General features: G+C 58.1%; 13 protein-coding genes. 7 read left to right on the top strand and 6 right to left on the bottom strand.

The genetic code is table 11. The annotated features are described in order from the left end of the window. A partial coding sequence (locus G5367_RS16360; RefSeq protein WP_421244535.1) for a hypothetical protein occupies positions 1-182 on the top strand: 182 nt, incomplete at its 5' end. 222 nt (positions 183-404) lie between these two features. Here G5367_RS16360 and G5367_RS16355 read toward each other — a convergent pair. The 3 genes from G5367_RS16355 to G5367_RS16345 form a co-directional block, all read right to left on the bottom strand. Beyond that, the gene (locus G5367_RS16355; RefSeq protein ID WP_421244536.1) at positions 405-1,451 is read right to left on the bottom strand and encodes an NAD(P)H-dependent flavin oxidoreductase; all 1,047 of its coding nucleotides are present in this window, start codon (positions 1,449-1,451) and stop codon (positions 405-407) included. Continuing rightward, a complete protein-coding gene (locus G5367_RS16350) occupies positions 1,448-1,726 on the bottom strand; it encodes a hypothetical protein (RefSeq protein WP_058053285.1) in 279 nt (92 codons plus the stop codon). The genes G5367_RS16355 and G5367_RS16350 overlap by 4 nt, the downstream gene beginning before the upstream one ends. Positions 1,727-1,798: 72 nt before the next feature. Continuing rightward, complete coding sequence (locus tag G5367_RS16345; protein ID WP_005343399.1) at positions 1,799-2,440, bottom strand: ribonuclease T2 family protein; 642 nt, start codon at positions 2,438-2,440, stop codon at positions 1,799-1,801. Positions 2,441-2,637: 197 nt separating this feature from the next. Here G5367_RS16345 and G5367_RS16340 point away from each other — a divergent pair, with 197 nt between their 5' ends. After that, on the top strand, positions 2,638-3,198 hold the full coding sequence (locus G5367_RS16340) for a carbonate dehydratase (protein WP_005343397.1): 561 nt from the start codon (positions 2,638-2,640) through the stop codon (positions 3,196-3,198). Between the two features lie 189 nt (positions 3,199-3,387). Here G5367_RS16340 and G5367_RS16335 read toward each other — a convergent pair whose 3' ends face one another. Further along, positions 3,388-4,296, bottom strand: coding sequence for an SAM hydrolase/SAM-dependent halogenase family protein (locus G5367_RS16335; RefSeq protein WP_042052329.1), 909 nt, complete (start codon positions 4,294-4,296; stop codon positions 3,388-3,390). 178 nt (positions 4,297-4,474) lie between these two features. Between G5367_RS16335 and G5367_RS16330 the strand changes: the two genes are divergently transcribed. The 3 genes from G5367_RS16330 to G5367_RS16320 all read left to right on the top strand — a co-directional run bounded on the left by G5367_RS16330 (position 4,475) and on the right by G5367_RS16320 (position 7,920). Continuing rightward, positions 4,475-4,939 carry a hypothetical protein gene (locus G5367_RS16330; protein ID WP_245148361.1) on the top strand — a complete coding sequence of 155 codons (465 nt, stop codon included), beginning with the start codon at positions 4,475-4,477 and terminating at the stop codon, positions 4,937-4,939. 156 nt (positions 4,940-5,095) lie between these two features. Further along, positions 5,096-6,571: a GGDEF domain-containing protein gene (locus G5367_RS16325; protein ID WP_421222923.1), complete on the top strand. Its 1,476-nt coding sequence runs from the start codon at positions 5,096-5,098 to the stop codon at positions 6,569-6,571. A 98-nt stretch (positions 6,572-6,669) separates the two neighbouring features. Continuing rightward, the gene (locus tag G5367_RS16320; RefSeq protein ID WP_421222912.1) at positions 6,670-7,920 is read left to right on the top strand and encodes a DEAD/DEAH box helicase; all 1,251 of its coding nucleotides are present in this window, start codon (positions 6,670-6,672) and stop codon (positions 7,918-7,920) included. Between the two features lie 83 nt (positions 7,921-8,003). On the opposite strand, the gene G5367_RS16315 is transcribed toward G5367_RS16320, so the two are convergent. Continuing rightward, positions 8,004-9,275, bottom strand: coding sequence for a hypothetical protein (locus tag G5367_RS16315; RefSeq protein WP_421212612.1), 1,272 nt, complete (start codon positions 9,273-9,275; stop codon positions 8,004-8,006). Between the two features lie 288 nt (positions 9,276-9,563). Between G5367_RS16315 and G5367_RS16310 the strand changes: the two genes are divergently transcribed. Next, a complete protein-coding gene (locus tag G5367_RS16310; RefSeq protein ID WP_124241738.1) occupies positions 9,564-10,988 on the top strand; it encodes a DASS family sodium-coupled anion symporter in 1,425 nt (474 codons plus the stop codon). A gap of 104 nt (positions 10,989-11,092) precedes the next feature. Here the strand turns inward: G5367_RS16310 and G5367_RS16305 are convergent, their stop codons facing one another. Further along, positions 11,093-11,857, bottom strand: a complete 765-nt coding sequence (locus tag G5367_RS16305; protein WP_245148366.1) for a CphA family subclass B2 metallo-beta-lactamase — start codon at positions 11,855-11,857, stop codon at positions 11,093-11,095. A gap of 964 nt (positions 11,858-12,821) precedes the next feature. Between G5367_RS16305 and G5367_RS16300 the strand changes: the two genes are divergently transcribed. Continuing rightward, positions 12,822-13,676 (top strand): DUF4238 domain-containing protein, encoded by an 855-nt coding sequence (locus G5367_RS16300; RefSeq protein WP_421244537.1) that lies wholly within the window; start codon positions 12,822-12,824, stop codon positions 13,674-13,676. Positions 13,677-13,731 lie beyond the last annotated feature (55 nt).

Genomic DNA, 13,731 nt, shown 5'->3' with positions numbered 1-13,731 from the left:
AAGAGCGACGCAACAGTTCGTTGCTGCGGGAGTGGAATTCTACTCAACCGCCTTCTCGAGTCAAGCCTTATTTTCAAGGGCTTTTCGAGGTTATCGACGAGGTTGTTTGCGTTGCCGCTTGCCCTGTCGATGTGGCGCATTATAGAGATCCAGCTCACATTGGCAAGGCTTTACCGCAATAAAATTGCAAAAAAGTGCAAATTCTTGGTTATTCATATCAACGCACAGCCTTTATACAGACTTATCCACAACTAAGGGTGGAGTGAGGACGTTTTACATCGGATGAATGCCTTACAAGGGTACTGGCCTGGCACTCATCCATCATCGCCGCACTGTCGCGTCTAACGCGCAGCGCCCTCGGCATCTTCTATATAAAGAGGCGTATAAGGCATATATAGAAGCGCTTATCCCAATCCAGCCTCTTTGGCCCAGCACGCCATCAGCTCGCCAGCGGGAAGATCCCGGCAGCCCGATACATTCTGGCCAGCCCAGAGCGGAGAGAAGCCGCTGTCCCCCGCCTTCTCGGCGGCGGCACGCAGCGGTGCCAGTGCGCCACTGGCATAGGGGAAGTGAGGGGCAAGCTCCGAGAGTAGGCCCAACTCCCTCATCAGACGATTGACGATACCCCGCGCCGGACGACCGCTAAACAGATTGGTCAGTGCCGTCTGCTGGCCCTCTGGTGAATGGATGGCGGCGCGATGCAGCGTCGAGGTGGTCGCTTCATGGCAACAGAGAAAGGCAGTGCCCATCTGCACAGCGCTCGCCCCCATTTGCAACGCGTTGGCTATCCCCTTGCCATCGACGATACCACCTGCGGCAATCACCGGCAGGTCGGTTGCCGCTAGGATCTGCGCCAACAGGGTCAGGGTGCTCTGCTGCAGCGCGAGATCCTCAGAGAGGAAATGACCGCGATGACCACCCGCCTCCAATCCCTGAGCAATGATGGCATCGGCGCCATGGTGAGCAAGCCAAATAGCCTCCGCCACCGTGGTGGCGCTGGCCAAGACCTTGGCCCCCGCATCCTTCACTTGGACAAGCAGCTCGGGCGCGGGCAAACCGAAGTGGAAGCTGACCACCGACGGTCTGAACTCGGCTACCATGGCGGCGTGCACCTCATTGAAGGGGGCACGGCTTGGTGCCGTCATAACAGCTGAATGCTCCAGACCAAACTCTGCGTAGTAGGGTGAAAGGCACTGCTGCCAGCGGGCCAGAGCAACGGGATCCGGTTCCCGTTGCCGATGGCAGAAGAAGTTGATGTTAAATGGCCCAAGGCCGCTTTGGGCAAGTCGCTCCAGTTCGCTGCGCAGCTCCGCTGGCGTGAGCATGGCGGCAGGCAAGGAGCCCAAGCCGCCCGCACGGGTCACGGCCAGCGCCAGCTCGCTTCCCTGCACACCGGCCATCGGCGCCTGAATGATGGGATAACGCATCCCCAGTTCGGTAAAGAGGCTCATCCATTCACCCCGTTTGTCGCATCCGCCGCCAGATGTGCGCGGGCCAGCGCAATGGCGCCGTCGATAGCACTGCGCGCCTGCGGGCTGTTCTGCCAGCAAGTCGAGCCCAGCATGCTGGCCACCAGCTGGACGATATGGGTGGTGTCGGCCTCGGCCAATCCGGCCAGGGTATGGTAGCCCAGCTGTTCGAGCCGCCCGATAACGGTCGGCCCCACCCCTTTCACCCCGAGCAGCAGGGCCCGCTCTGTCGGGCCAAACCGGTTGTTGCCATCCATCTTTCAGACTCCTTTCTGATAACCATGGTTGAACATCAGGCCCGCAAGGGGCCTGATGAAGAGAGTGGAGGCTTAACGCACGCTGCGCAGCAGGAAGTCCGGCTGGCCACAGGAGCGACGCTCACGCTTTTGCATCTCGGCGGAGCAGGTGACCGCATCCGTCCCCTCTTTATTGACGCAGATGTAGATCTCCCGCAGGAAGCGGCCACCATCGGCGCAAGCCACTGTGATGTTGTCGGGAGCCAGCCACTGGTTGGCGCTCGCCAGATCGGCCTTGAGCTGGAAAGTGCTCTTGCGCAGCGGCTCTTCCGGGGATTGATAGGCCGCCGGGATCTTCACTTTCTGGCGCAGGTCGCTTGCCAGCTGATGAAATTGGGGCTGACTCAGGCCGGAGCAGGTGCCGTGCTTCTCCCACTCATGGCGATAGAGGAAACGGCTGGGGTAGAGGCCGGCAAACTTCTGCTCCATGTTGGCGTCGAGCCGTTCGCGGGTGCAGTTGCTGGGGTAACCGCGATCGTACTGGGGCCAGAGCCCGTGCAGCACGAACCCCAGCTTGCGGGAACACTGGTCCCGATCCGCCGGTTTGATGGCACAATGCTCTGGCGACCAGGAGAGCGCCAGCGCATAGTAATCAAAGTCGCCCGCAACCCCTTTGGCCTGTGCGGCCGAGGAGAGCAACAAACCACCCGCCAGCAGGGCAATCATCTTCTTCATCTATATATGTCCATTTCAACCAACTCGGGAATGGCTGCAATGCTCCCATATTCCAGCGCGCGGAAACAGTGCTCCCACCAAGGCTTGCGACAAGGGTCAGACCACTTCTGGGTTTCCCCGGATAATAACGAGGCGTAAGCTGGCATCCTGGCGCCGGGTGCGCCACTGCATCATTTCAAGCAACCACAGGATGTCACATGATCCGCAAGAATCCCTCCGGCCATCTGCCTGTCATCGACGAATCTGCCTATATCGACAAGACCGCCATCATCTGCGGCAAGGTGATCATCAAAGAGAATGTCTTTGTCGGCCCCTATGCTGTGATCCGCGCCGACGAGGTGGATGCCAACGGCGAGATGGAGCCCATCGTCATTGGCGCCAACTCCAACATTCAGGATGGCGTGGTGATCCACTCCAAATCCGGCGCAGCCGTCACCATCGGCGAGTACACCTCCATCGCCCACCGCTCCATCGTCCACGGGCCGTGCGAAGTGGGGAACCGGGTCTTTATCGGTTTCAACAGTGTGCTGTTCAACTGCCATATCGGCGATGGTGCCGTGGTGCGTCACAACTCGGTGATCGATGGCTGCGATCTGCCGCCGGAGTTCTACGTCCCCTCCACCACCCGCATCAACCAGCAGAGCGATCTGACCCATATTCCGCGGGTTTCGGTGGATGCCGCCGAATTCTCCGAGGACGTGGCTCACACCAATATCGATCTGGTCAAAGGGTACAAGGCGCTCTCCAACGAGTTCTGATCCCTCTATTTCCCGCGGGTTTCGGTGGATGCCGCCGAATTCTCCGAAGACGTGGCTCATACCAATATCGATCTGGTCAAAGGGTACAAGGCGCTCTCCAACGAGTTCTGATCCCTTTCTTTACTACCAGGGAACAAAACGGGCGCCGAGGCGCCCGTTGCTATTTCTATCTCTACTTATATATGCGGATCAGGAGCACTTCTTCAGGCTGATATGCCAGTTGGCGCCGGATTGCACCTGATGCTTGGCGGCAAAGCTGTCCATGTTCAGCGCCACCGACACCTGCAGCAGGCTGTTGAGGTAGACCAGTGGCTGACCTTCCGGCACGTCACCGAAGCTGCTGACGTAAGGCGCCTTGCCGTCATATTTGACCACATCCCCTTCGCGGATCTTGATGCAGGCGTTATCCCCCTTGTTGATCCCCGCCTTGGTCAGCAGCGCATCGTCGATGTTGGTCCAGACGTTGCCGTACTGCACATCGAGGATCGGGATGGTGCCCTTGAGGGTGCCATCCTTCTCGGCGACCGCAGGCTGATAGGGGATCTTCACGACCTCGGCGGGCAGCAGCGGGCCGACCTGCTCATAGCTGATGGCGCCGGAGGCGAGCCGTGCGCCGGTATAAGCGTACACATCGCGGCCATGGAAGGTGTAGGACTTCTCGGAGCCCTTGAGGCGGTTGAGTTTCTCGTCAATCTGGCGCACCGCCTCGATGCCGAAGTGCTCGGCCACCAGGGTCAGGGTACCGTTGTCCGGGGTCACGATGTAGTGGCCGCTCTTGGTCTTGAGCACTACTGACTTGCGCTCGGTGCCGACCCCCGGATCCACCACACTGACAAACACTGTGCCCTTGGGCCAATACTGCAGGGTCTGGTAGAGGCGGTAGGAGGCTTCCCAGATGTTGTAAGCCGGGATCTCGTGGGTCAGGTCATAGAGCGGCAGGGTGCGATCCACCCCGAAGGCGACCCCCTTCATGGCCGACACGGCGCCATCTTTGAGGCCGAAATCGGTCTGGATCACCAGCGCTTCGTTGGCAGCGGCGATGCCGCTGGCCAGCATGAGGGCGAGCGCGATGGCGCGGGGAGCGGTGCGAATATCCATATCTAAACTCCTGAAGCGGAACGGAAATGACAAATGCCACAACATTTAGCCATCCAGACTGCCATTAATAACGATAATTGCAAGAGGTAATCCGCCCAGCCCCACAAATGGCTCGTCAAATCCGTCGTACCGAGCGCAAGATGAAGAGGCAAATTATCGATGCAGAGGAGCCTTCGCGATGATCCAGCCAGTCCCGCAGCAGAGCATACTGCTGCTTGAAATAGGTAAAACCCACAGCAGGGTCTTGCTCGGCCAGATTGATGGTACCACCTTCGAATATATTCTCACCTTCGGCATCGATGCCATCCAACCCGGGCCGTTTCGCCACGCGCCCCCCACCCCGCTCGAACTGGAGCGGGCCATCATGGTGGTAGAAGATGAGCTGATGCGCATCACCCCGCAGATCCCGCCCGGCTTGCAGCTGACCCTGCGTAGCCAGCCCTCGCTGACCGAAGCGCTGGGGGACAACCAGCTCGACCGTGATCTGGTGGAACAAGCCTTTGGCCAGCTGGCCGCCATGGCGGAAGGGGATCCCCTCGCTGCCAGCTTGCTGCCCCGCGACGAGCACTTTGCCGCCGTACTGCTGATCGTCAGGGAGTGGCTGCACCATCTGGCCAGCGAGAGCGTGCGGATAGTGGAGTAGGGGTAAATAAGTGGTGAGGACTTCAGCTTCTGGCAAGGGTTATCGGTGGATCCTGCCGGGATTTCTTTCGCGTATACTTGATTCGCATGGCGCCCACCCCCCTATTGGTACCGCACCCAAAGTCCTATGACCTTACTGTCAGGTAAACCCTCAGCCTTGCGCTGGCCACTGGCGTTTGCCCGCCAGTTCATCCTCAAAGTGATCGGATTGGTCCTGCTCGCCCTGACCGGATTGGGCTGCGTCTTCTATTACACCTATCTCAATATCCAGCACGACATGGATCTCATCACAGCCCGCCAGAAAAATGTGTTCGAGGTCTTCTATCAGCGGGCCAAGATCCTCGAAGTGGAGAACATCACCAGCTATCTCGCCTACCAGCGGTCGCTGGAGATCCCAACCCACCTCATTCGAAACAAGCCGAACACCAACTACCTCTATGGTTACGACTTAAGAAGCAAGTACCGCTTTGCCAATGTTCCCCTGCATTACCCGGCTGCCAATATCCTCAATACTTTCCGCTATGCCCTCTCCTATCCGGAGGTGATCAACATCTACAGCATCTGGAACGACTACCGGCTGATCGGCATGGTGGCCGACAACAAGCTGCTGCCCGCCACACTGGCGCCGCTCAAGGTGGATCTGATGATCCTGCCCGCCTGGTATCACTACTTCGGTTGCGCCAGATTTGCACCCGGGCGTCCCTTTTGCAGTACCGATGAAGCCTTTGTCTCCGACATTCAAATCGACAGTTTCAGCATGCGCAACACCATAGTGATGTACTTCCCCTTTATCCATCAGTCGGGGCATGGCGGCTACAAATACGGCCTGCTCGGTATCGATATCGCCGTCGATGAGGCGTTTCGGGATGTGCTGCGTCCCTTTGACGCCCTCAACCCGACCCGTACCAACGTCTCTTTTCAAGCAGCGGAGCCTTGCACCCCTTGGCACCTTTGCCTGAGCAAACCCTTTATGCGTACCAAGGCAGGGGAAGATCTCTATCTGAAGTGGTCCTACAGCTGGTTCGATTTCATCAAACTGGCCCTGCATGGCGCAGCATTCAAGGTCTATCTCATCGTGCTGTTGCTGGGCATGGTGGCCTGGAAGCAGATCTACCAACGGCTACGAACGCTGGCGCACACCGACCACCTGACCCTGCTACCACGCCGGGATGTGCTCAGTCAGACTCTGTTGCACGAGCACGACTACCTGATGATCCTCGATATCGACAACTTCAAGTCGATCAACGACACCTATGGCCATGGCGTCGGGGATCTGGCACTGGTCGCCTTTGCCCGCCATCTCAGAAGCAATATCCGCAAGGTGGACAGCGCCATCCGCTGGGGCGGCGAGGAGTTTATCGTGCTGTTCAAGGGAATGGAGGATGACGAGATGATGATCCACTCAGCTGGTCGCCTGCTGGATCGGCCATTGCGGATCACCGAGCTGCCCGCCCCCATCACCTTCTCCGCCGGGGTGATCCGCATTCGCGACTACCTCACCGTCACCGAGGCGGTGCATCTCGCCGATGAGCTGCTCTACCACGTCAAACAGCACGGCAAGCACAACATCGCCAGCTACGAGGGCAAAGCGATCCGGCTGATCCGGCCGTTACCGGATGCCGCCGCGTCATAGCCGCCTTCTGCCGATCCCTCTGCTTCTGTTACCATCGCGGCCACGATGATTGTGTCGTTGTGGCCGCTGGCCGCGATAACCCCCTACTGGTGCCTTTTATGTCCATTGCCTCCTTTGCCGAACTGGCCCTCTCCCCCCGCTTGCAGCAGACCCTGAGCGAGCTCGGCTATGCCGCACCCACCCCCATTCAGGCTCGCGCCATCCCGGTCATTCTGGCGGGGCGGGATCTGATGGCGGGCGCCCAGACCGGCACCGGCAAGACCGCCGCCTTTGTGCTGCCGCTGCTGGAGCAGTTGCTGGCGCAGCCGCAAATGGCGTCCCAGCGCCCGATCCGCGCGCTGGTGCTGGTGCCGACCCGCGAGCTGGCGGTGCAGGTCGCCGAGAGCGTGGCGCGCTACGGCCAGGGCACCGATCTCAGCAGCACGCTGGTCTACGGCGGGGTGAGTATCGCGGCTCAGGTGGAGGCGCTTCAAGCCGGGGTGGATCTGCTGATCGCCACCCCGGGCCGCCTGCTCGACCATCTGCGTCAGGGGGCATTGAGCCTTGATAGCCTGCGCCATCTGGTGTTTGACGAGGCGGATCGCATGCTCGATATGGGCTTTATGGACGAGATCAAGGCGCTGCTAAAACAGATCCCGGCGGATCGCCAGACCCTGCTCTTCTCCGCCACCTGCGACGACAACCTGTTTTCCTTGAGCAAGGTGCTGCTACGCGACCCCGAGCTGATTGAAGTGGCACCGCGCAACACCACGGCGGCCGAGGTGGAGCAGCGGGTCTACACGGTGGACAGTGATCGCAAGCTGGCGCTGGTCGAGCACATGCTCAAAGTGAAAGGGTGGGCACCGGCCCTCATCTTCAGCCGCACCCGCCAAGGGGCGGACAAATTGGCCCAGCAGCTTGGCAAAGCGGGCATCAATGCCCTCGCCTTCCACGGCGATCTGTCGCAAAGCGCGCGTGAAAAAGTTCTGCTGGAGTTTCGCGCCGGCACCCTGCAGGCACTGGTAGCCACCGACGTGGCAGCCCGCGGCCTCGATATCACGGATCTCAACTATGTGATTAACCTCGAGTTCCCGTTTGTGGCCGAGGATTACGTCCACCGTATCGGGCGCACCGGCCGTGCCGGCAACAAGGGGCTCGCCATTACCCTGTTCAGCCCGGAAGATGCGCCCCTGCTGGAGAAGGTGGAAGCGGTGCTCGACACCCGTTTGCCCCAGCAGTGGTTCCCGGGCTTTGAGCCGGATCTCACCCGCTTCGAGCCCGAGCCACGCCGCAACAGCAAGGCGGCCCAGAAGCAGCGCGCCAGAAAGCAGGCCCTCGCTGGCAACAAGGGTGGCAAGGGCAAGCGTTAAGCCTCCCCTGCACCGCCAATAAAAAACGCCCGCACGGGCGTTTTTTGTTATCTGACAGGTGTCAGCTCTTGGCGAGTAGCACCCTAGCGGGTCGCCAGCACCAGTGGCAGGGATCGCAAGATCTGCCGCTCCGCCAGGGTCGAGAGGATAAACATCACCATATAACCGAGGCCCAGCGCCACGATAATCGCCACCACGTTGGCGGTGAATTCGGCCACTAGATAGTAGGCGGCAACCAGCGCCACTATGCCAGCCAGCCGGATCAGCAAACTCTGGGTAAAGTGACCGTGAGCCTTGATATAGGCGAGCTGATAGCCGTTAAGCATCATAAAGATAAAGAAGATGGAGAAGTGGAACAGCACGGGCACCGCCCCCACGTAGTCGGCGGGGAAGAACAGCAACACCAGCTGCTTGCCCGCCAGCAGCATCAAGCCAAAGAAGGCCAGACTGACGATGGCGGAGAGGCGGAAGATCCAGCGCCGGATCATCCTTATCTGGCGGTGATCGCCATTGCGCAGATTGACCGCAAGCTCCGGCAGTACAAAGCGGTAGATGGGGAAGACAAACAGGGTGGTCATGTAGGTGAAGATGGGACGCACCACCACCTGAAAATCCCCCAGCTCGTCGATGCTGAAGTGGCGGATGGTGAGCAGCACAGTGATGTAGATCATCAGGATACTGGCCCCCGCCTCCAGCGAGGCGGTAAAGCTCTTCTTCACATAGCTCACCATCTCGGGGCCGAGCGCCACCTTGGCCAGCGGCTTGGTGGCGATGGCCCGGCGCCGCGAAACATACATATAACCGGCGATGGCGAGCGACGAGAAGGTCAGCCCGTAGAAGAGCGAAGCGAGCGCATCCATCCCCAGTCCGAAATAGCAGGCCATAAACAGCAGACCGTTGGCCAGCGGCTCCAGCCAGGTGACCCGGTTGGAGAGCGCATACATCCGGTACATGGCCACCAGATTGGTGAAGTAGACCTTGAGCCCCAGCCCGAAGATAACCCCCACCAGTTGCAGATACTCCACCCGGATATGGAGCCCGTGCTTGATATAGGGGATCACCGCCCCCCAGGTGAGCAGCACGATGCCGATGAGGAAGTAGCGGAAGATATTGATGATGTCCCGATCGTTCTTGGTCTGGGAGTAGCTCACCACCATGGAGGAGCGAAAACCTGTCATCAGGATAAAAGAGAGGGAGATCAAATCGACCACGCTGTTGAACAGCGCCAGCTCCCCCTTGGCGACCCACTGCGCCAGCCACACCTTGAAGGCGAAGCCGATAACGATGCTGACCAGTGAGGCCCACATCCCGGTGATAAAGGCCTGCTTGAGGCGCGCGAGAGAGGCGTATTGCATAACGAAAAGGGATAACTTTCAGGGAAAAGAGAGAGGGCCATCTTATGAAAGCCCCGCCCCCTTGAACAGCCTTAATCCCGCCAGCCCCCCAGGTCGCAACGACTCCTTCACTCACCCCCCTTCATCAACCCGAGCTCACAAAGCCAAAGACGCCGTTAAAAACAGCCGCAATTAATCGAATACTCATTTGGTGTAATTGATGGATTTGGCATCCACCATTACCCCTCTTATAGTAGGGCCGAAGCGGCCTCAATCGCTCCCTCCCCACTCATTCCGGACAGGAATCTTATGAAAAAACTCACTCTCGCCCAGCTCGCCGCACTCGTGACCGTGCTGCTGGCTATCGTCTGCTGGCAGCTGCCAGCCCCGGCCGGACTGGCACCGGCGGCCTACCACACCGCCATTCTGTTTATCGCCACCATTCTGGTCATCGTCACCAACATAGCGCCGACCGGCTATATCGCCATCCTCTCCCTCGGGCTCTACGCCGTGCTCCATGCCGGTGGCGAAGCGACCCCCAAGGCGGCCATCGAAGGGGCGCTGGTCGACTTCAACCACCCGCTGATCTGGCTTATCGTCATCGCCTTCATGATTGCCAGCGCCTTTGCCAAGACCGGCCTTGGCAAGCGGATCGCCCTGCTGCTGCTCAGCCGCTTTGGCCAGTCCACCCTGCGCTCCGCCTACTGTCTGGCGGTTGCCGACTTTATTCTGGCCCCCGCCACCCCGAGCAACACGGCCCGCGCCGCCATCGTCGCCCCCATTGCCGACTCGCTGGCCAAGACCATCAACAAGGATGACCGCAAGCTGGGGCAGTTCCTGCTCTCCAGCGTCAGCGCCATGAACGACGCCTCGGCGGTCGCCTTCAGCACCGGCTTTGCCGGCAATCTGGCGCTGGTCGGCATTGCCGCCAGCGTCGCCGGGCTGACGGTCGGCTTTCGCGAATGGGCGCTCTATCTGCTGCCGCCCGCCATCGGTCTGCTGCTGATCATGCCGCTGGTGCTCTATATGGTGATCCGCCCCGAGACCCGCGACACGCCGGATGCCCCCCGCTTCGCCCGCGAGGAGCTGGCCAAAATGGGCCCCCTCTCCCGCCATGAGAAAAGCCTGCTCGGGGTCTTTGTCGGTCTGGTGGTGCTCTGGGTCGGCGGCAGCAATCTGGGGCTGGATGCCACCACGGTCGCCTTTCTCGGTCTGGCCGCCCTGCTGCTGCTCGGGGTGCTGAACTGGAACGATGTGAAGGGCAACAGCGCCGCCTTCGATACCCTGATCTGGTTCAGCGTGCTGATGGGGATGGCCGACAACCTGAAACGGGTCGGCTTTACCGGCTGGCTGGGGGATGAACTCTCCGGCTTTATGCACAGCACCCTCGGCGGGCTCGGCACCATTCCCATGCTGCTGGTGGTGATGGGGCTCTACCTCTTTACCTCCTACGCTTTCGCCTCGGCCACCGCCAAGGTGGTGGCGCTGGCGCCGGTCATTGCCGGGGCCCTGCTGGCGGTCGGCGTACCTGCCGAGCTAGCCATCTTCAGCATCGCCGCCATCACCAACGTCGGCTGCAACCTCGCCACCTACTCCCACGCCCGCATCCCGCTGCTGATGGGGATGGGCTATCACACCAGCGCGGAGTGGATGCGCATCGGTCTGGTGATCGCCATCGTGGGCTTTGCCGTGGTGATGAGCATCGGCCTCACCTGGTGGCAGTGGCTGATCTGATAGCAAAAGGGCCCGTAACGGGCCCTTTTGCATAGAGGGTGTGCAGCGTTTCATACCGGCGCTGCGCTTGCCACAAGCTGCGGCATTGTTAAAAACAGCGCGGGTCAGCTCTGCGGAACCGCCTTGATCAGCTCTTCATAGTGATCAATCAGCTCAGGCCCGTGCAGCGGTGAGTCGTGACCGCCGATCACCGTCTTGATCGGCAGCTTCATCGCCTTGAGCCGCTCGATGGTCTGCGGATACTCCTTCACATTGGCAAAGCTCAGGTTGCCCAGCTTCTCCTTGAGGATGCAGTTGCCATAGAGCACCTGCTCATCGGGGAAGTAGACAAAGATGCCGTCCGGCGTATGGGCCGGGCCCGCGTAGAAGGCGCGCACCTTGCCCTCTTGCAGGGTGAAGTCGCCATCGTGCACCACGTTCGGCAGTACCAGCGGCAGATCCGGATACTCCGGCAGCCCCTTGCGGGTAAAGGCGACAATCTCGGCCCAGTCGCTCTTCATCAAATCCCGGGTCTGGCGGGTCGCCACCACCTTGGCCCCGATGGACTTCCAGTAGGCGTTACCGCCCGCCCGGTCGGTGTGGTAGTTGGTGTTGATCACCTCCAGCACCGGCTTGCTGCTGACCCGTTTAATGAGCTTGTGCAGCTCGCGGGCGGTATCCGGCGTCCAGGTCGCCCCCACCACAGTCACCCCCTTGGCCCCGAAATAGACCATGGAGTTCTCTTTGACGTAGTAGTTGTCCTCCACCACATAGACAGGGCCGCTCACCTGTTTGAGGGAGATCCCCGCCGCCCGCACGCTGCCGCCCCAGAAACTCGCCATCAGCACCACGGCCCCGGCCAATGTGCACTTCATCCAACTTTTCATCATCTTGCTCCCTCGAACCAACCGCCCCCTCGCCACCCCTGTGGCAAGCCGGGCCTTTTAAGCAGTGGGCAGAAGATACGGGGGATTTGTGAGGGGAAAATGAGGTTGTGTGAAGTCTGGGTGAAGTCAGGGGAAAGTCCGGAAAAATCGGCAACGACCTCATGTTCGCGAACGTCCGAATACGCTGCGCTATTCGAACCTGCAACACAGATAGCAGCCCCTCACCCTAGCCCTCTCCCGAGGGAGAGGGGATGGCCCGGGCCAATTCCAAACCCCCACCCGAACCTCGTACGTAAAGCACAATCAGCGGAGCCTATTTGCCCCCTTCTCCCCTTGCGGGAGAAGGGCTGGGGATGAGGGGGAGGTAACAATATGCCACATCATGTAGGGTCGATTAGCGTAGCGTAATCGTCCGTTTACCGCGAATAGCCTGATAGCAAGAGAAGCAGGAAACCCTGAACATCAGCGTCACCTCAACGCCCTTACTTTCGCGATCGTCCGAATACGCTTCGCTATTCGAACCTACGGCCCTAACCCTCTCCCGAGGGAGAGGGAATGGCCCGTGCCAATTCCAAACTCTCATCCCCACCCGAACCTCGTACGTAAAGCACAATCAGCGGAGCCTATTTGCTCCCTTCTCCCCTTGCGGGAGAAGGGCTGGGGATGAGGGAGGAGGTAACAATAAGCCACATAATGTAGGGTCGATTAGCGCAGCGTAATCGTCCGCATACCGCCGCGCACCGAGTTACGGCAAGACCGACAGGAAACTCTGGATACCAGCGGCTTCTCGGCCACCTTTCGCGATCGTCCGAATACGCTGCGCTATTCAGTTTCTACGGCTCTACGAGATGAGCATATGGCGCACAACATACGAAATGTACATGAGCCGAAATGCTGGGAATCCCTGAATATCCCAAGTTACAATGAGCAGGAAAATCACCTTCAACAGCTTCACTTGGAGATATAGATGGGAAGGCAAGCTGGGCACCATTATATTCCGGCTAGCTATTTAGCTGGATTTACCATGGACAATAATAAAAGTGCACAATTTTGTGTAGTTCCCGTCGATGGAAAAAAAACTTATAAAACTAGCCCTACCAATGTTTGTAAATCAAGAGATTATTACTCCCTGCCTGGATTGGCAGACAGCTTATCAATTGAAAAATTCTATGCCACAGATATTGAACCAAAAATAAAACTTACTTTAGATTTTATGGAAAAGAATAAAGCTATACCATCTAAAGAAGATTTGACTGGCCTATTTTTATTAGGTGCCACTTTGTGGTTAAGAAACCCAAAGGGAAGAAACTTACTAACTGAAAATTTACTTTATATAGAGAACTTCATTGATGATGGCTTAAGTGATGGAATCAAAGTAACTAACAGACATAAACTCATGGCAACAAAAGGTAATATCATATCAGCGGAGCTAACATCGTTAAAAATAGCTATTAACTCCTTTAGTAATAAACACTTTCAACTCTTCATATCTGAGCCTTCACAAAAGTTCATTACATCTGATAACCCATGTTATATCAGCCATCGAGATATGATGAAAGGAATATATTTAGGTCTCGATACACCTGAAAATGAAATCTGTTTTGCTATTAATAAAAACATGGCAGTGATAGCGAGAAATGAACCTTGTAAACAGTCAACATTTAAAGCAGATGAAAAATTTGTTTCGCTATTAAACACAAAAATAGCGGGAACTGCTCAGAGGTATTTCTTCACAGCAGAAGACTCTGTACTTTTGTTAGATAAAGACATGAAAACATATGAACATTTATTTAAGCCATCAGAAGGTTGGCATCAAAAATAACACTTTCCACACATCCATCTAACTATGAAAATTAATTCCAATCACTTGCTTATAT

Origin of the sequence: Aeromonas sp. 604282, from assembly GCF_049170575.1 — a bacterium.
Lineage (GTDB): Bacteria > Pseudomonadota > Gammaproteobacteria > Enterobacterales > Aeromonadaceae > Aeromonas > Aeromonas veronii_A.
This window is presented reverse-complemented; position numbering and strand designations above follow the sequence as displayed.

Coding starts and splice junctions, on each gene's coding strand:
- G5367_RS16330 (WP_245148361.1), top strand. CDS start 4,475: ATGATCCAGCCAGTCCCGCAGCAGAGCATACTGCTGCTTGAAATAGGT.
- G5367_RS16355 (WP_421244536.1), bottom strand. CDS start 1,451: ATGAGCCTCTTTACCGAACTGGGGATGCGTTATCCCATCATTCAGGCG.
- G5367_RS16305 (WP_245148366.1), bottom strand. CDS start 11,857: ATGATGAAAAGTTGGATGAAGTGCACATTGGCCGGGGCCGTGGTGCTG.
- G5367_RS16315 (WP_421212612.1), bottom strand. CDS start 9,275: ATGCAATACGCCTCTCTCGCGCGCCTCAAGCAGGCCTTTATCACCGGG.
- G5367_RS16350 (WP_058053285.1), bottom strand. CDS start 1,726: ATGGATGGCAACAACCGGTTTGGCCCGACAGAGCGGGCCCTGCTGCTC.
- G5367_RS16310 (WP_124241738.1), top strand. CDS start 9,564: ATGAAAAAACTCACTCTCGCCCAGCTCGCCGCACTCGTGACCGTGCTG.
- G5367_RS16300 (WP_421244537.1), top strand. CDS start 12,822: ATGGGAAGGCAAGCTGGGCACCATTATATTCCGGCTAGCTATTTAGCT.
- G5367_RS16345 (WP_005343399.1), bottom strand. CDS start 2,440: ATGAAGAAGATGATTGCCCTGCTGGCGGGTGGTTTGTTGCTCTCCTCG.
- G5367_RS16320 (WP_421222912.1), top strand. CDS start 6,670: ATGTCCATTGCCTCCTTTGCCGAACTGGCCCTCTCCCCCCGCTTGCAG.
- G5367_RS16335 (WP_042052329.1), bottom strand. CDS start 4,296: ATGGATATTCGCACCGCTCCCCGCGCCATCGCGCTCGCCCTCATGCTG.
- G5367_RS16340 (WP_005343397.1), top strand. CDS start 2,638: ATGATCCGCAAGAATCCCTCCGGCCATCTGCCTGTCATCGACGAATCT.